Origin of the sequence: Streptomyces sp. NPDC021020, from assembly GCF_044333285.1 — a bacterium.
Lineage (GTDB): Bacteria > Actinomycetota > Actinomycetes > Streptomycetales > Streptomycetaceae > Actinacidiphila.
Map to the genome: position 1 here is coordinate 57059 of NZ_JBIRQQ010000017.1, position 16791 is coordinate 73849.

At 72.2% G+C, this 16791-nt stretch carries 12 protein-coding genes; 2 read left to right on the plus strand and 10 right to left on the minus strand.

The annotated features are described in order from the left end of the window. Nucleotides 1-13: 13 nt before the first annotated feature. The 3 genes from ACH4SL_RS35705 to ACH4SL_RS35715 form a co-directional block, all read right to left on the minus strand. On the minus strand, nucleotides 14-718 hold the full coding sequence (locus ACH4SL_RS35705; RefSeq protein ID WP_398454048.1) for a suppressor of fused domain protein: 705 nt from the start codon (nucleotides 716-718) through the stop codon (nucleotides 14-16). A gap of 104 nt (nucleotides 719-822) precedes the next feature. Next, complete coding sequence (gene murF, locus ACH4SL_RS35710) at nucleotides 823-2214, minus strand: UDP-N-acetylmuramoyl-tripeptide--D-alanyl-D-alanine ligase (protein ID WP_398454051.1); 1392 nt, start codon at nucleotides 2212-2214, stop codon at nucleotides 823-825. A 472-nt stretch (nucleotides 2215-2686) separates the two neighbouring features. Beyond that, entirely contained in the window at nucleotides 2687-4807 is a 2121-nt protein-coding gene (locus ACH4SL_RS35715; protein WP_398454054.1) for a type IIA DNA topoisomerase subunit B, read from the minus strand. A gap of 426 nt (nucleotides 4808-5233) precedes the next feature. Here ACH4SL_RS35715 and ACH4SL_RS35720 point away from each other — a divergent pair, with 426 nt between their 5' ends. Continuing rightward, nucleotides 5234-5464: a hypothetical protein gene (locus ACH4SL_RS35720; RefSeq protein ID WP_398454057.1), complete on the plus strand. Its 231-nt coding sequence runs from the start codon at nucleotides 5234-5236 to the stop codon at nucleotides 5462-5464. Between the two features lie 94 nt (nucleotides 5465-5558). Here the strand turns inward: ACH4SL_RS35720 and ACH4SL_RS35725 are convergent, their stop codons facing one another. The 6 genes from ACH4SL_RS35725 to ACH4SL_RS35750 all read right to left on the minus strand — a co-directional run bounded on the left by ACH4SL_RS35725 (nucleotide 5559) and on the right by ACH4SL_RS35750 (nucleotide 14067). Further along, nucleotides 5559-6431 (minus strand): S1 family serine peptidase, encoded by an 873-nt coding sequence (locus ACH4SL_RS35725; RefSeq protein ID WP_398454060.1) that lies wholly within the window; start codon nucleotides 6429-6431, stop codon nucleotides 5559-5561. A gap of 135 nt (nucleotides 6432-6566) precedes the next feature. After that, nucleotides 6567-8138: an RNA polymerase sigma factor gene (locus ACH4SL_RS35730; RefSeq protein WP_398454063.1), complete on the minus strand. Its 1572-nt coding sequence runs from the start codon at nucleotides 8136-8138 to the stop codon at nucleotides 6567-6569. A 253-nt stretch (nucleotides 8139-8391) separates the two neighbouring features. Next, nucleotides 8392-9300, minus strand: a complete 909-nt coding sequence (locus ACH4SL_RS35735) for a FadR/GntR family transcriptional regulator (RefSeq protein ID WP_043179843.1) — start codon at nucleotides 9298-9300, stop codon at nucleotides 8392-8394. A 105-nt stretch (nucleotides 9301-9405) separates the two neighbouring features. Continuing rightward, complete coding sequence (locus ACH4SL_RS35740; protein WP_398454067.1) at nucleotides 9406-11190, minus strand: ATP-binding cassette domain-containing protein; 1785 nt, start codon at nucleotides 11188-11190, stop codon at nucleotides 9406-9408. A gap of 64 nt (nucleotides 11191-11254) precedes the next feature. Continuing rightward, nucleotides 11255-11989, minus strand: coding sequence for an NUDIX domain-containing protein (locus ACH4SL_RS35745; RefSeq protein WP_398454070.1), 735 nt, complete (start codon nucleotides 11987-11989; stop codon nucleotides 11255-11257). Nucleotides 11990-12072: 83 nt separating this feature from the next. After that, a complete protein-coding gene (locus ACH4SL_RS35750) occupies nucleotides 12073-14067 on the minus strand; it encodes a glycogen debranching N-terminal domain-containing protein (RefSeq protein ID WP_398454073.1) in 1995 nt (664 codons plus the stop codon). 204 nt (nucleotides 14068-14271) lie between these two features. Here ACH4SL_RS35750 and ACH4SL_RS35755 point away from each other — a divergent pair, with 204 nt between their 5' ends. Then, the gene (locus tag ACH4SL_RS35755; RefSeq protein WP_398454076.1) at nucleotides 14272-15582 is read left to right on the plus strand and encodes an alpha/beta fold hydrolase; all 1311 of its coding nucleotides are present in this window, start codon (nucleotides 14272-14274) and stop codon (nucleotides 15580-15582) included. Here ACH4SL_RS35755 and ACH4SL_RS35760 read toward each other — a convergent pair. Beyond that, the gene (locus ACH4SL_RS35760) at nucleotides 15494-16747 is read right to left on the minus strand and encodes a DUF4192 domain-containing protein (protein WP_398454079.1); all 1254 of its coding nucleotides are present in this window, start codon (nucleotides 16745-16747) and stop codon (nucleotides 15494-15496) included. The two genes, ACH4SL_RS35755 and ACH4SL_RS35760, sit on opposite strands and share 89 nt — an antisense overlap. Nucleotides 16748-16791 lie beyond the last annotated feature (44 nt).

Sequence of the window (16791 nt, forward strand, 5' to 3'; positions counted from 1 at the left end):
CGCGCGCGAAAGCTCAGGCGACGGATCGCCTCTTCGGATCGGTGGGAACGATCGCGTGCTCGTCGAAGCGCTGCTCAAGAGCCTCGTGGCCGTGCTCACGGCGGTATGCCATCTCCGCCGCGGTGACCGGCAGAACCCAGAGAATGCGGGCGTGGCCGTCCGGCAGCGGGCAGTGTTCGAGGTCGGGACCGTGGAGGTAGGGAAGGCTGATCAGCAGGTGGTCGCACGCGGACCCGGGCAGCCACGGTTCCCCGATGGGCAGGCTGTGCCCGAGATCCAGGTGGTGAACGGCGTGGTAATAGGCGGTCATGGCGAGAAGCGCGGCGAACCGCTCGTCGCGAACAGGCGCCGCAAGGACGAACTCCAGGCCGTGGCCGTCTTTCCCCACCACGGACCAGCAGCCCGCGGTGACGTACGCCCAACTGTCAGCGCGCGGCCCCGGGCTCACGGTGAGAATCCGCAGGTTAGGAACCTTCTCCCTACGCCCAGCCCCGAGGTCGTAGTCCTCCGCGGTGACCGAGTGCCCCTGGAAGAAGCCCCGCACGTGGCTCTCCACGCCTCCCACCGCCCGCTGCCCACCCTGGTTCCCGACCATGGCCGACAGGATCCCACGCACATCGTGAAGGGCCACTGCAGCCCGGTCGGCGACCGTTCGGTCCAGGTTCCCGTGGACGTGCCGACCGGGTGGCTGGAAGAGAACCGGCCACGGCTTGAGCACGTACGCAGGGCGATCGCGTAGAGACGAACTGCCGGCCCGCGCAAGGAATCGTTGGACCTCCGCCCGCCGCCCGATTCGAGAAGCTGCGCGGACGTTACGCGCCTCTAGCCTTCATCGCTGAGAACGTCAGCGAAGTGTTCCAGCCCCACCGAGCGACTGGCCTTGATCAGGACGACGTCGCGCGGCGCGAGAAGCGGGGTCAGGTCTGCGAGGAGGGACTCGGCGTCAGGCGTGCCGGCCGCCGTGAGCGTGGACTCGGTCGCAACGGCGGCCTTGGCCAATGCCGTCATCTCCGGGGTTGTGCCGACAGTGACGAGCACGTCGACGGGGAGGGTTCCGACGAGGCGGCCGATTGCCTCGTGAGCGGCGATCGATGTGGGGCCGAGTTCTTTCATCTCGCCGAGGACGGCGATGGTGCGGCGGCCTTGGGCGAGGGAGACGAGGGTTTCCAGGGCGGCGCGGGTGGATTCGGGGTTGGCGTTGAAGGCGTCGTTGATGATCGTGACGCCGTCGGGGCGCTCCAGGATCTGCAGGCGGGCGGCCGAGACAGGTGCCGCCGAGGTCAGGGCCTCGGCGATGGCGGGGGTCGGCATGCCCAGGGCGTGGGCGGTGGCGGCAACCGCGAGGGCGTTGTGGACCTGGTGGGCACCGAGGAGCTGGAGGGTGACGGGGGCGTTGCCGTCGGGGGTGTGGAGGTGGAAGGCGGCGCGGCCGGCGGTCAATTCGATGCCGGTCGCGCGGACGGTCGCCCGCTCGCTGGTGCCGTAGTACGTGACCGCGGCCTTGGTGCGGTCGGCCATCGCGGCGACCAGGTCGTCGTCGGCGTTGAGGATCGCCACTCCGCCCTCGAAGGCGGGCGGGAGGGCCTGGACGAGTTCGCTCTTGGCCTCGGCAATGGCCTCGCGGCTGCCGAACTCACCGACGTGAGCGGAGCCGACGTTCAGCACGATCCCGAGCGTCGGCGGGGTCAGGGTCGCGAGGTAGGCGATGTCGCCGACATGCCGGGCGCCCATCTCCAGCACCAGGAAGCGAGTGTCCTCGTCAGCCGACAGCACGGTCAGGGGCAGACCGATCTCGGTGTTGAAACTGCCCGGCGTCGCAACCGTCCGGCCGTGACGGGACAGCACCTGCGCGAGCAGGTCCTTCGTCGTGGTCTTGCCCGCCGAACCGGTCAGCGCGACGACCTGCGCCCCCGTACGCGTCAGGGCGTACTGCGCAAGCCGCCCGAGCGCGGCCGTCACCTCGGGCACGACGACCGCGGGCACACCCACCGGTCGGGACGCCAGGACGCAGACGGCACCGCCGGCCACGGCCTGCTCGACGAAGTCGTGGCCGTCCACCCGCGCCCCCGTCACCGCGACGAACATCCCGCCCGGCCCGACCTGCCGCGAGTCGCTGCCGCTCCGGCCCGTGACGCGCACCCGCTCCGGATCGGGCGCGTCGTGAACGGTTCCCCCGGTGGCTTCGGCGATCTCGGCGAGCGTCAGTGTGATCACGGGCAGGGCCTTTCTCAGTGCAGGGACGGGAGGGTGATCGCGCGGCCGGAGTACGAGGCCGGGTCGCGGATGAAGACCGCGGGGTCGGGGGCGTCCTCGTAGCCGCGTATGGCGATCAGGTGACCCATGGGCACGTCGTGAAGGTGGGGCACAGCGGCGGGCTCCCCGAGGGCGCGTCAGACGGCGGTCTCCCCCACCTCCGTCACGGCGCCGAGCACGGGAGCGGGCAGGGGCACATCGTACGGTCGCCGCGTCAACGCCTCGTGGAGAATCGCCCGGACGACGTCGGCGTGGCGCGGCGAGTCCGTGAAGTCCGCTTCCGAGCGCAGACACCCCACACCCACCTGCGGCCCGACTCCGCAGGACGGACCGGGCCGCCGTCGCAAGAAAACTGACTTCACGCCAGTTCCCTTGCGGACTGCGTGCGGACCGCAGGGCGCCCTCAAATCCACTGCGGCCGCAAAGCCGCAGCTCAGACGTCGATCTTCGAGCGGTCGAGCGTCGTGGCCGAGTTGGTGATGAACTCCTTGCGGGGGGCCACCTCGTTGCCCATCAGGAGGTCGAAGGCGCGTTCGGCGGCTTCGATGTCGCTGATGTTGATGCGGCGCAGGGTGCGGTGGCGGGGGTCCATCGTGGTTTCGGCCAGTTGGTTGGCGTCCATCTCGCCGAGGCCCTTGTAGCGCTGGATGCTGTCCTTGTAGCGGACGTTGCGGCGCTGGAGGTCGAGGAGGGTCTGGCGGAGTTCGTTGTCGGAGTAGGTGTACAGGTACTTGTCCTGGCCCTTCTTGGGCTGGACGAGTTCGATGCGGTGCAGCGGCGGGACCGCCGAGAAGACGCGGCCCTCCTCGACCATGGGGCGCATGTAGCGCTGGAAGAGGGTCAGCAGCAGGCAGCGGATGTGGGCGCCGTCGACATCGGCGTCGGCGAGGAAGATCACCTTGCCGTAGCGCGCCTGGTCGATGTCGAAGGTGCGGCCGGAGCCGGCTCCTATGACCTGGATGATCGCGCCACACTCGGCGTTCTTGAGCATGTCGGAGACCGACGACTTCTGGGTGTTGAGGATCTTGCCGCGGATAGGCAGCAGCGCCTGGAATTCCGAGTTGCGGGCGAGCTTGGCGGTGCCGAGCGCCGAGTCGCCCTCCACGATGAACAGTTCGCTGCGGTCGACGTCGTCGCTGCGGCAGTCCGCGAGCTTCGCCGGCAGGGAGGACGACTCCAGCGCCGTCTTCCTGCGCTGCGCCTCCTTGTGCTGGCGGGCCGCGATACGCGTCCGGGCGGCCGCGACGGCCTTCTCCAGGACGGCGCGCGACTGGGCCTTGGCGTCCCGCTTGGTGGAGGTCAGGAACTCCTTCAGCTCCTTGGCCACCACGTTCGCCACGATCCGGTTCGCGGCGGAGGTGCCGAGCACCTCCTTGGTCTGGCCCTCGAACTGCGGCTCTGCGAGCCGGACGGTGACGACGGCCGTGAGGCCCTCCATGGCGTCGTCCTTGACGATGTCGTCCTCGGCGACGCGGAGCAGCTTGGCAGCGCGGAGCACTTCGTTCACCGTCTTGGCCACCGAGCGCTCGAAGCCGGTGACATGGGTGCCGCCCTTGGGCGTGGCGATGATGTTGACGAAGGAGCGGACCGTGGTGTCGTAACCGGTGCCCCAGCGCAGCGCGATGTCGACGCCCAGTTCCCGGGTGACCTCGGTGGGCGTCATGTGGCCGCGGTCGTCCAGGACCGGGACGGTCTCCTTGAACGTGCCGCTGCCGGTGAGCCGCAGGACGTCGCAGATGGGCTTGTCGGGGGCCAGGAAGTCGCAGAACTCGCTGATGCCGCCGTCGAAGCGGAAGATGTCCTCGACCGGCTTCTCGGACTCGATACCGCGTTCGTCGCGGACCACGATCGTCAGGCCCGGCACCAGGAAGGCCGTCTGCCGGGCGCGCTGGTGCAGGGTCTCCAGCGACAGCTTGGCGTCCTTGAGGAAGATCTGCCGGTCCGGCCAGTAGCGGACCCTGGTGCCGGTGCGCGCACGCGGGATCTTCTTGGTCTTGGTCAGGCCGCTCGCGGGCTCGAACTTCGCGTCCGGCCCGGCGCCGGCGAAGGCGCCGGGCACGCCGCGGCGGAAGCTGATGGCGTGGGTGCTGCCGCCGCGGTCGACCTCGACGTCGAGGCGGGCCGAGAGGGCGTTGACCACCGAGGCGCCGACGCCGTGCAGACCGCCGGAGGCCGCGTACGAGCCGCCACCGAACTTGCCGCCGGCGTGCAGCTTGGTCATGACGACCTCGACGCCCGACAGGCCCGTCTTGGGCTCCACGTCGACGGGGATGCCGCGGCCGTTGTCGCGGACCTCGATGGAGCCGTCGGCCGCGAGGATCACCTCGATGCTGTCGCAGTGGCCGCCCAGCGCCTCGTCGACGGAGTTGTCGATGATCTCCCAGACGCAGTGCATCAGACCGCGGCTGTCGGTGGACCCGATGTACATGCCGGGACGCTTGCGAACCGCTTCGAGGCCTTCGAGAACGAGCAGGTGCCGCGCTGTGTAGTTGGAGCCGTCGCGATCTGCGCCCGTCAGCAGCGCGGTGGACGGCACGGATGTTTCGGCGGTCACGCGGGCAACTCCTCGATCTGGTGTGGCCTGAAGCTCTTCAGCCGTATCGGTGAGAGGGTACCGAGGTCGGGGAGGGCAGCTACGCCGCGACCCGGTATCCGAGCCTTCATCGTAGCCCTGCTCGCTCACGCGTTCGATAACCCGCACGAGTGATACACATGTCACGTTCCCAAAGAGGCATGAACCATTTAGGCTCCGGGCACGTCCTCACCAACACCCCGGCAAGCCGGCCGGGGCAAGCGTGGACCAGTACGACAAAAGCCCCACACGCGACATCCGACGTAACTGACTCCTATTCGCCGCCAATCGGTAACACCCAGTCACTCCGAGGCCCGTTTTCGAGGAAAAGCCGTCAGCGGGAACGTTTTCGGCCTGGTTGGATGTTGACCCTGGTACGACAGCTCGTCGAGCTAGAGAAGAGGCGACGTGACTACTGTTCTGACCCCCGCGAGTCCGCTGACTGCGGCAGACCGCTGCGACCGTTGCGGCGCTCAGGCCTACCTGCGTGTCGTTCTCACCAGCGGCGGAGAGCTGCTCTTCTGCGCACACCACGGACGCAAGTTCGAGCCGGAACTCAAGAAGATCGCTGCAGAAATACAGGACGAGACGGGGCGGCTCACCGACACCCCGGCCCCGGCGGGAGAAGACGAGCGCTGACACATCGCACCACGCGACGAGCTCGGCCCCGCGGGCGGACGGACCCCTTCAGGGGGTGTCCGCCCGCGGGCTTTCCGTCACCGGTGCGGTGCGCTCACATGTGCTGGGCCACCAGCGCGGACACCGCCGACACACGGGTGTAGACACCCGGGTAGTCGGCTTCGGCGCAGCCCGTTCCCCAGGACACGAGCCCGATCAGCCGCCCCGCCGCGACCAGCGGTCCGCCGCTGTCGCCCTGGCAGGCGTCCTTGCCCCCACCGGCCACCCCCGCGCACACCATGGAATCGCGCAGATACGTACCGTCGGCGTCGCCGGGGTAGGCCTTCTCGCACACCGAGTCGGCCAGCACGTCCACCGTGGCCGTCCGCAGCGCCTGCGGATATGTGCTCTGCCCCGTGGTGTCACCCCAGCCGTAGACCTGCGCCTGGGTGCCCGGCGCGTACGGCGCCGTGTCGGACGGTTGGGCCATCGGGATCACCGCGCCGCCCGGCAGCGCCTGGGAAAGCGTGATCACCGCGACGTCCCCGGCATTGGTGGAGGCGTCGAAATCGGGGTTGACCCATACGTCGGCAAGCGACAGCTCCTGCCCGTCGGAGCCGCTCAGATCCGTCCGTCCGGCAATGACCCGCAGGTCCGGCAGCTTGTGCCAGTCCGTGACGCCGAGCGCCTCCTGCCCGAAGCAGTGCGCCGCGGTGACGACCGTACGCGGCCCCACCGCCACACCGCCGCAGAACTGACCGGATCTGGCGGAACCGAAACGCTCCCGGCTGGCCAGCGCCACCACCCATGGCTCGTCGTCGGTCGACGTCGGCACACCGCCGACCACTACGCCGTTGGCGGCGGCCGGAGCCGCCGGCGCGACCAGGGGAAGGGCGAACGCCGGAAGCATGGCCGCCGCGGCTATGGCCGTACGGCGGCGGCCACGGCGGTCGCGGCGACGCAGGCAGGTGGGAACGGGGAGATGCATACGGCCTCCTGACCCTATGAACCACTCTGAGCACCCAGAGTCATCGATAGGGCCGGAGGCCGCATCCGCAGACCGGTGGCGCGCGCAGTACCGCACGCCCCGGACCGGCCGTCCGGGAGGACGGCCGGGGGAAGGTCAGTCGAGGTAGTCGCGCAGCACCTGGGAGCGCGACGGGTGGCGCAGCTTGGACATCGTCTTCGACTCGATCTGCCGGATCCGCTCGCGCGTGACACCGTAGACCTTGCCGATCTCGTCCAGCGTCTTCGGCTGCCCGTCGGTCAGGCCGAAGCGCATCGAGACGACGCCCGCCTCGCGCTCGGACAGCGTGTCCAGGACCGAGTGCAGCTGCTCCTGCAGAAGCGTGAAGCTGACCGCGTCGGCGGGCACGACCGCCTCGGAGTCCTCGATGAGGTCACCGAACTCGCTGTCGCCGTCCTCGCCGAGCGGGGTGTGCAGCGAGATCGGTTCGCGGCCGTACTTCTGGACCTCGATGACCTTCTCCGGGGTCATGTCGAGTTCCTTGGCCAGCTCCTCCGGGGTGGGCTCGCGGCCCAGGTCCTGGAGCATCTGCCGCTGCACCCTGGCGAGCTTGTTGATGACCTCGACCATGTGCACCGGGATACGGATGGTGCGGGCCTGGTCGGCCATCGCGCGGGTGATCGCCTGCCGGATCCACCAGGTGGCGTACGTGGAGAACTTGAAGCCCTTGGTGTAGTCGAACTTCTCGACCGCGCGGATCAGGCCCAGGTTGCCCTCCTGGATCAGGTCCAGGAAGAGCATGCCGCGGCCGGTGTAGCGCTTGGCCAGCGAGACGACGAGCCGGAGGTTGGCCTCCAGCAGGTGGTTCTTGGCCCAGCGCCCGTCCTCGGCGATGATCTCCAGCTCGCGCTTGAGCTTGGGAGCGAGCTTGTCGGCCGCCGCCAGCTTGTCCTCGGCGAAGAGGCCCGCCTCGATGCGCTTGGCCAGCTCCACCTCCTGCTCGGCGTTGAGCAGCGGGACCTTGCCGATCTGCTTGAGGTAGTCCTTGACCGGGTCGGCGGTGGCACCGGCCACGGCCACCTGCTGCGCGGGCGCGTCGTCCTCGTCGTCGTCGGAGAGCACGAAGCTCTCGGACTCCGTCTTCTCCGCCTCCTCGTCGCCCTTGCCGGGTGCGACGTCCTCCAGCGACTCCTCCACCTCGACGGCGTCGTCCTCGCCCGGAGCGGCGGCGCTCTTCTTGGTGGCCGCCGTCTTCTTCGCGGGCGCCTTCTTGGCAGCCGTCTTCTTGACGGCGGCCTTCTTCGCCGGCGCCTTCCTGGCTGCTGAGTTCTCCGCCTCCACCGATGGCTCCACCGTGGTCTCGGCCTCGGCCACCGGCTCGGGAGCCGGGGCCTTGGGCGCTACGGTCTTCTTGGCAGGGGCCGCCTTGGCGGCGACCGTCTTGGTGGCAGTACGTTTCGCCGGGCTCTTGGCTGCGACGCTCTTGCGGGTGCGCTTGGGCGCCTCGGCGGCACTCACCATCAGCGTCACACCCTCCTCGTCGAGGACCTGGTTGAGGCTGCGCAGAACGTTCTTCCACTGGGTTGCCGGAATCTGGTCCGCTTCGAACGCCCGACGCACGTCGTCGCCTGCGATCTGCCCCTGGGCCTTACCCTGCTCGATGAGCGCCATCAGAGACTCGGACTCGGCGATCTCGGACGGGAGCGTACGGGATGTGCTGGCCGACACGAACAACCTCTCGGAACGATGGGAACGACTCGGTGGAACCGTACGGCGACTCAGCGTCGGAATCGACGCCGAATATTCCTCGTACGGCCGCCACCTCTTAAGTCATCGCACTGCCTCGCCTGGCGTTACGCCCAGCTTACGTGGCCCGAGTCACACCCCAAATTGTGCAGATCAGCGGCAAAGTCGGACATGTGACGCGCACGAACCGCCGCCGGCCCCGGTGACACGGGGCCCGCGGCGGCCGGCAGGGCGGTCAGTGCTCTCGGGGGGCCGGTACGACATGGTCGGCGGCGGCCGAGGACTGCTCCGTGGACCCCGCGAGCAGCTGGCGCATCGCCGCCTCGGCGGTGCCGCCGTCGCCCTCGGCGAGCGCCTCGACGATCCGGTGGTGCAGCCCTACCGAGGTGTCGCCCGGACGCTCACAGCCGGTGACCGTACCGCCGGAGACCTGGAGGGCCGCCAGGACGATCCCGGACAGGTGCTCCAGCATGCGGTTGCCGGCGACGGTGAGCAGCAGCCCGTGGAATTCCACGTCGGCGCGCGTGAAGGTGAGCGCGTCACCCTGGGCTGCCGCGTGGGCCATGATCTCGGCCATGTCGGCGAGCCGCTGCTGGACGTCCTCGCGCCCGTGGCCGGCGGCGAGCCGGGCAGCGAGCGGTTCGATCGTCGAGCGCAGGTCGAGCAGCTCGCGGCGCTGCTCCTCGCGGTGCGGGCCGAAGGCGCGCCATTCGATGATGTCGGGGTCCAGCAGATTCCAGTCGCTGACGGGGCGGACCCGGGTGCCGACGTTCGGCCGGGCACTGACCAGGCCCTTGGCCTCCAGCACCCGCAGCGATTCGCGGACCACGGTGCGGGAGACCTCGAAGCGCTGGCCGATCTCCTCCGGGACCAGCGGGCGGTCGGCACCGAGGTCGCCGGACACGATCATCTGGCCGAGCTGCTGGACGAGTTGGCCGTGCAGTCCGCGGCCCCGGCTGCCGCCGGTCCGACGGCCCACCCGGCCCACGTCGGGATCCATCCCCTCCCAGGACGTGATCCCGCCTCCTGGGCGGTCGCCGGCGGGGCCATCGGCATACGAGTAGCGGTCCAGCTCGCCCGGGCCGGCGATGCCGGAGTCAGCGGAGCGAGCCGCGGTCATCATGGTGTGCGCAAGGGTACTCACGCATCCTTTGTCGGCGATGCCGGAGCAGGCCTTGAGGGCTTTGCTGAAAAGCACACGAAAGGGTGAGCGCTCATCACCTGATAATTGACGCTTTATCGGGACGAATCACGCCTCTTCGCGGTCGACTCGCACAGCTCCGGTGGAGCGCACCGGAGTTGACCCGCGTCCGCGCCTGCGCTCCCGCAACGCGCTTGCCAGATAGGCGATGACCAGGCACGACAGCGACAACACCAGGGCGACGACGAGCGGTTGGGCCGCAGAGCGCAGCGCGGCGAGGGCTGCGCGGTCGTCCGTACGCGGCGCTCCCGTGACCACGGACCACAGCGCCCCGGCCGCGTCGCGGAACTGCGCTCCCGTCCGCCCGCCGAGCAGGAACCGCAAGCCCGGCGCCACCAGCAGCGGTACAGAGAGCACCGCGGCGAGCCCGAGCGCCGTGGTGCGGAACGCGCACGCGGCCAGCGCCCCGGTCCACGCACAGGCCGCGCACAGCGCGGCCCAGGCGGCGGTGGTGGCCGACAGCGCCAGCGGGTCGGGGACCCCGGCGGGGCCGAGGGCCAGTCGCAGCGCCGCGGTGTCCGCGAGGGCCGCGAACAGGGCGAGAAGCAGCGCGAGGGCGCCGCTGACCGCGAGCTTGGCGCCGAGCAGCCGGGGCGCACGGGGCTCGGGGCCGAAGCCGGGGGTCAGCGCCGGGAAGGCGAACTCCTGCCCGTACGACAGCGCGCCCAGCACTGCCGCGCCCAGCGCCGCGGCGGGCAGCGGCAGGCCGGCGGGCCACCCCGCCAGCAGCCGCAGCGCCGGGGTGTGCGCCGCTCCCCCGCGGGCGACGACCAGCGCGCCGAGTACGGATCCGGCGACCGCGGCCGCCGCCACCGGCCAGGAGGTGCGCAGCCCGAAGCAGCGGCGCAGCTCGTAGCGCAGCGGCTGCAGCGGGCCGTGCGGGACGCGCAGCGGTGCGGGCCGGGACCGGGGAACGGGCCTGCGGCGCACGGGGCGTTCACCGGCCTCCCGGTCGGGGCCCGACTCCCGGGCTGCGGCCGCGGACCCGGCCGGACGGTCCGCGAGCTGGTGCAGCAGGATGCCGTGCCGGTGGGCGGCCTCGCCGACGGCGGCGGACGTGGCGCCGTAGACCGCGATACGGCTGCCGCCGGCGGCGACCACCTCCGCGCCGTCCTGCGTGAGCAGGCGGGCCAGCTGCTGGGCGTAGGGCGAGCGCACCGCGACGTGCGCGCGCAGCCGGGTGCCGGCGAAGACGGCCGCCGGCTCGTCGGCGATGATCCTGCCGCCGTCCAGCACGACGACCCGGTCCGCCGTCCTGGCGAGGGCACCGGGGTCGCGGCCGGTGAGCAGCACGGCGCCGCCGGCGGCGGCGTGGCGGCGCACCAGCGCGTGCACCCAGGCGGCCTCGCGCGGTGGCAGGTCCCGCGCCGGGTCGTCGAGGACGAGGGCGTGCGGGTCGGGCAGCAGCGCCACGGCGAAGGCGAGGCGCCGGTCCATGCCGAGCGAGTACGTGCCGAGCCGCCGGTCGGCCGTCGCGCCGAGTCCGACGGTTTCCAGCAGGTCGTCGGCCCGGGAGGTGGGAAGCCCGTGAGCGGCGCAGAGCATCCGCAGGTGCCCGCGGGCGGTGCGGCGGGGGTGTCCGGGGACGTCTCCGAGGACGGCGCCGACGGCGCGCTCGGGACGGGCCAGGTCGCGCAGCGGGCGGCCGTCGACGAGCGTGGCGCCCTTGCCGGACTGCACGCCGAGCAGCAGGCGCACGGCGGTGGTCTTCCCGGAGCGGGCAGGGCCGAGCAGGCCGGTGACCTCGCCCGGACGGATGTCGAAGGTGAGGTCGGCGACGAAGGGCGGGGCGTTGCGCCGGGGCGGGCTGGTCAGTCCGATGGCCTGGATCACCCCAGCACCATAACGCCGCAATTAGTGCGGAATGCCCGATATTCGACAGGCGTCAGCCGGGAACCTACACCTCGGGCCGGAGCATCGGCGGGTTGAGCAGGGTGGCCCCGCCCGCCCGGAACAGCTGCGCGGGACGGCCGCCCTGACGCGTCGTCGTCCCGCCGGTGGGGACCAGGAAGCCCACCGTCCCGGTGACCTTGCGGTGGAAGTTGCGCGGGTCCAGCGCCACCCCCCACACCGCTTCGTACACCCTGCGCAGCTCACCGACCGTGAACTCGGACGGGCAGAAAGCCGTGGCCAGCGACGAGTACTCGATCTTCGACCTGGCCCGCTCCACCCCGTCGGCCAGGATCTGCGCATGGTCGAAGGCCAGCGGCGGGGCGTCGGCGGTGTGCTCCTGGCCGTCCTCGCCCAGCAGGGTGCCGACGGGCGCCCAGCGGGCACTGTGCGCGTCACCGCCCGCACGCGGCGCGGGCAGGTCCGGTGCGAGCACCAGATGAGCGACGCTGACCACCCGCATCCGCGGGTCACGCTGGGGATCGCCGTAGGTGGCGAGCTGTTCCAGGTGGGCGCCGCTCTGCGCCCGCAGGCCCGTCTCCTCGGCCAGTTCCCGGGCCGCGGCCTGGGACAGGTCCTCGTCCTGCCGGACGAATCCGCCGGGCAGCGCCCACCTGCCCTGGAAAGGAGGCTCACCACGGCGCACCGACAGCGCGCACAGGGCATGATGCCGCACCGTGAGCACGACCAGGTCGACGGTCACGGCGAAGGGCGGGAAGGCCGACGGGTCGTAGGGCGACATGGTGGTGATCTTAGTCGTCTGCCTGACGATAATCAGCCGGATCGGCACCTTCCACGATCACGTCACGAGCCGTGTCGGCCCGGTCATGCGCCCAGCCGCAACCCCGGCGCCGCCTCCTCGACGATCGCCGTCCCCATCCTGCCGATCCGCACCGCGAACGGTGCGCCGGCGACCTGCATCCCGCTCACCCTGACCGCTCCCGCGGGCGTGCCGGCCAGCGGCCGCAGTGCGACGGAGCCTCCCGGCACGTCGGGCCGCACCCCCGCCAGCGCGGCCAGCAGGTGCACCGCCCCTCCGGCCGCGAGCGCCGCGGGCCGGCACGCCATGGGGTGCGGGCACGGCGCGCGGCCGGGCGCGCGCTGCTCCCCCGCGTATATCTCCGGCACCCTCATCCCGAAGGCGGCCGCCGCGTCGAGTGCCCCCGTCAGCAGGGCGGCCGCCGCGTCCTCGTACCCGGCGGACGCCAGCCCGGCCACCGCGACCGCCGTCTCATGCACACGCACGGCGCCGCTGCGATGCCCGAACGGGCTGAACCCCGGCGCCCCGGCGGCCATCGTGCGCAGCCCCCAGCCGCTGTCCAGACCCGGCGCCGCCAGCAGGCGCGCGAGCCGTGCCGTCCGCTCCGCGTCCAGCAGCCCGGGCGCCGCCGAGCCTCCGGCGCCCAGTCCCGTGTCCAGCAGATGCGCCAGCGCCGACGTCGGCACGTCCAGCACACCGCCCTGCGCTGTCCAGGCCACCGCGGGACGGCCTCCTCCAGGCTCCTCCGTCCAGAACCGCCGCCGGAATCCCGTCCGCAGCTCCGCCGCCCGCTGCCGCCACTTCTCCGCGTCGGGCCTGCCGAAGCACTCCAGCAGATCCGCGCCGTGCAGTGCTGCCCGATGCGCGTACGCCTGCACCTCGGCCCGCAGCGGCCCCCCGGGCACGGGATCGGCGACCAGCCCCTCGGTCCCCGGTATCGCCATGGCCCGGTCCAGCCAGGCCAGGCAGCGCTCCGCCGCCGGCAGCAGCGCCTCGACCTCCCGAGCCGGCAGCCCCCACCGCCAGGCCTCCGCCAGCACGGACACGAACAGCGGCACCGCCTCCGTCGCACAGGACAGCGGCGGCAGGTGCGGCCCGGCGTCGCGTGCCGGCCCGGCGATGCCTCCGCTCCGCGGATCCTGGGCCCGCGCGAGCGTGCGCAGCGTGCCCGCCGCGAGCCTGGTGCCGAACGGGAGCAGCATCCTCGCCGCCCACAGCGCGTCGGTCGGCGCCCCCGCGAGCCGCCACGGGGCCCCGGCCGCAAGGTGCAGGTCCGCCGGGTGGCCAGGGGCCCGCAGCAGCAGGCTCTGCAGATCGTCGAGCGACGTGCGGAGCAGAGCTCCCGCCCTCGGGTCGTCCGCCTCCACTTCCGCGGCGGACCAGAGCGCGGGCGGTGGCGCCGGTGGCGGCGCCGTGCGGGCCACCGCGCCCGTCACCGGGACGGGCCCGGTCCGCAGCTCGATCGTCCGCGCTCCTCCGGCCGGCAGTTCGAGCCGCCACACCAGCGCGCCCGTCGCCGCGAACACCTCGTCCGGGACGGGGCGTGCCGTCGTCAGCACCGCGCGCTCTCCGTCCGTCCAGCGCAGCCCCGCCCCGCTGACGGTGCACGACACCACGCTCCCCACGGCTCCGGCCGCCACCGCGGCGAGCGGCGCGAGGTCGGTGCCGAGGGCGATCCCGATCGGCAGCCGCACGGGCCCGGAGCCGGCGTTCGTGACGGTGATCCGCTCGACTCCCCCGGCGGTCCGCAACCGCTCGACCGTGAGGGCAGGATCGGGCCCGCGGCCCGTTGGGCTTCCCGCGACCGCCATGAAGCGGGCCCTGTCGGCGCACGTCATCACCGCCTGCACGGCGACCGGTTCCGCGCCGGCCACTGTCAGCAGGCACCGGGCGAGCAGCCGCCGTCCGTCGCGGTAGAGGCCGGCGACTCCTTGGCCCCGCAGCTGACCGTCCCGCTCCGACACGGCCAGCGCCGGAGCCGCCACGCAGACCAGCATGTCGTGGACGGCCGCCGTCCGCCGCGCGGCCCGCACCGGTGACGGGGGCAGCGGTGGCGTCACCGATTCCCACCGGCCCGCGCGAGGCACCGCCGCACGGCGGATGTCCCGGCCGCTCCCGGAAGCTGCTTCGGCTGCTGCGGTGAGTGCTGCACGACTGATGAACGGTGCGCCGACCGGCCAGGTCACGGGCCGTCTACCGTTCCTGGACGAAAGGTGCCGCGGACGCTGCGGCGCGCCGGCCCCCGACCGCAGAAGCGAGGCAGCATGCCCGTCCACCGCCAGCCCGGCATCGTCGTCACCGACCATGTCCTCCCCGTGCCGCTCGACCACGCCGCGCCGGACGGCGAGCAGATCGACGTCTTCGCCCGGGAAGTGGTGGCGGCGGGCAAGGACCCGGAGCGGCTGCCCTGGCTGGTTTTCCTGCAGGGCGGGCCGGGCAACCGCAGTCCGCGTCCGCTGGGCCGGGACGGCTGGCTCTCCCGGGCCCTCGACGACTACCGGGTGCTGCTGCTCGACCAGCGCGGCACCGGCCGCTCGACGCCCGCGAACCGCCAGACCCTGCCGTTGCGCGGCGACGCTGCGGCCCAGGCGGACTACCTGGCCCACTTCCGGGCCGACTCCATCGTGCGGGACTGCGAACTCCTGCGGCGCCATCTGCTCGGTGACGGCGGCAGGTGGAGTGTGCTCGGCCAGAGCTTCGGCGGCTTCTGCGCCGTCACCTACCTCTCCTTCGCGCCCGAGGCGCTGCGCGAGGTGCTGATCACCGGCGGGCTGCCCGGACTGCGGGTGACGCCCGAGGACGTCTACCGTGCCGCCTATCCCCGCATCCTGCGCAAGAACGCCGCCCACTACGCGCGTTACCCCGAGGACGTCGCCAGGGTCCGGGACATCGTCCGCCACCTGCGGGAGCACTCCGTGCTGCTCCCGGGCGGCGGGCCGCTCACCCCGCACGCCTTCCAGGCACTCGGCCTGATGCTCGGCTCCGGAAGCGGCTCGCACACCCTGCACTACCTCGTCGAGGACGCCTTCGTCACCGGGCCCGCCGGTCCCGTCCTCTCCGACTCCTTCCTGGCCCAGGCCCAGGGCCATCTCTCCTTCGCGGGAGCCCCCCTCTACGCGCTCCTCCACGAGCCGATCTACGGCCAGCAGTCCGTCTCCCGGGAGGGGACCCGGTGGGCGGCCGAGCGTGTCAGGTCCGAATTCCCGGACTTCGACGCCGACGCCGCGCTGGACGACGACGCGCCGGTGTTCTTCTCCGGCGAGACCGTCCACCCCTGGATGTTCGAGACCGACCCGGCGCTTGCGCCACTGCGCGAGACGGCGGAGCTTCTGGCGCAGCGCGGGCAGTGGCCCGACCTGTACGACCCGGCGCGGCTCGCGCACAACGACGTTCCGGTCGTCGCGGCCGTCTACCACGACGACATGTACGTCGATACCGCGCACTCGCTCGCGACCGCGCAGTCGATCCGGGGCCTTCGTACCTGGATCACCGACGAATACGAGCACGACGGCCTCCGAGTGAGCGACGGCCGGGTCCTCGACCGGCTGGTCCGGATGGTCCGCGGCGAGCTGTAGCCGCCTCCATGACCCTGCGGCGCCTCGTGCCGCGCAGTGCCCGGCGCACCACCTCCGGGTCGAGCCCCTGGCTGACGGCGTGCTGGAGCAGGAGGGCGAAGGAGCAGTGCGGCTCCAGCTCCAGTGCCGTCCACAGGGCGACCCGCGCCTCCGCCTCGTCCCCTGAGCACCACGCGACCCAGCCGGTCAGGGCGAGCAGGACTGCGGCGTGTTCCGCGTACGGCCCGGGGCAGCGGCGGGCCAGCGCGCGCCAGAGCCGGACGGCCGCGCCGGCCTGCTGCGGGTCGGCCCATTCCACGACGCGGTCGCGTGCCTCCCGGTCCTGGAGTCCGAGGATCATCTCCGCGGCCTCGCCGTCGGCGAGCAGGGTGTCGTCCCGCCGGTCGGCCAGCGCGGTGTCACCGATCGGCGGAGCCGCCGCGAAGGCGTCGAGGGCGGCCCGGGCCAGCTCGACCGTGCGGTCGGCGACGGACGGACCCGCGGCCCTGTCGAGCATGCGCGGCACGAGTGCGGCGCAGGCCAGGTCGAGTGCGGCCTCGTGCGCGGCGGCCCGCGGCTCGCTCGGCCTGAGCCGGGCCTCCAGGTCCCGCAGCGAGGCCGGCATCGGGATACCGGCGTAGGCGGCCGCCGCGGCGATGGCGGACGTGCCCGGCAGGGCGAGCGGCGCTCCCTCGTCCTCGGTGCCCGAGTCCTGGTCCTGCTCGGGCCGGCAGTAGGACCACCAGCGACCGCCGGACAGGCACAGCGCCTCGACCACCGGCACGTCCAGTGCCCCGCAGGCGACACGCAGTTGCTGGGCCACCGGCCGCAGCCGCTCCTTCACCTCCGGCGGGCGCTCGCCCTCGCGCGGGTCCTGGCAGAGGAAGGCGACGATCGCGGCCGGCCGGCCGCCGCGCCGGAGGCTGCCGTCCACCAGGCAGTCGGCCAGGTGCCTGGCGACGTCGGGCCACTCCTCGACATCCTGCGGTGTGCGGGGCAGGGCGATTCTCACCCGGCCGCCGAAGCGTCCCTCTTCCCCGTGCAGGGCCAGCAGGACGATGGAGTCCGTCGGGTGGTAGCCCATGAGGAAGGGCAGTGCGTCGGCAAGCTCGCCGGGCCCGCTCAGGACGACCTTGAGGCCGTCGATCGATGACTCTCCGTGTTGCATCTCGTTGCTTTGTGTCATGGTTCGAGCTTGCCGCACCGCGTGCGTCCCGCACCAGATCCCCC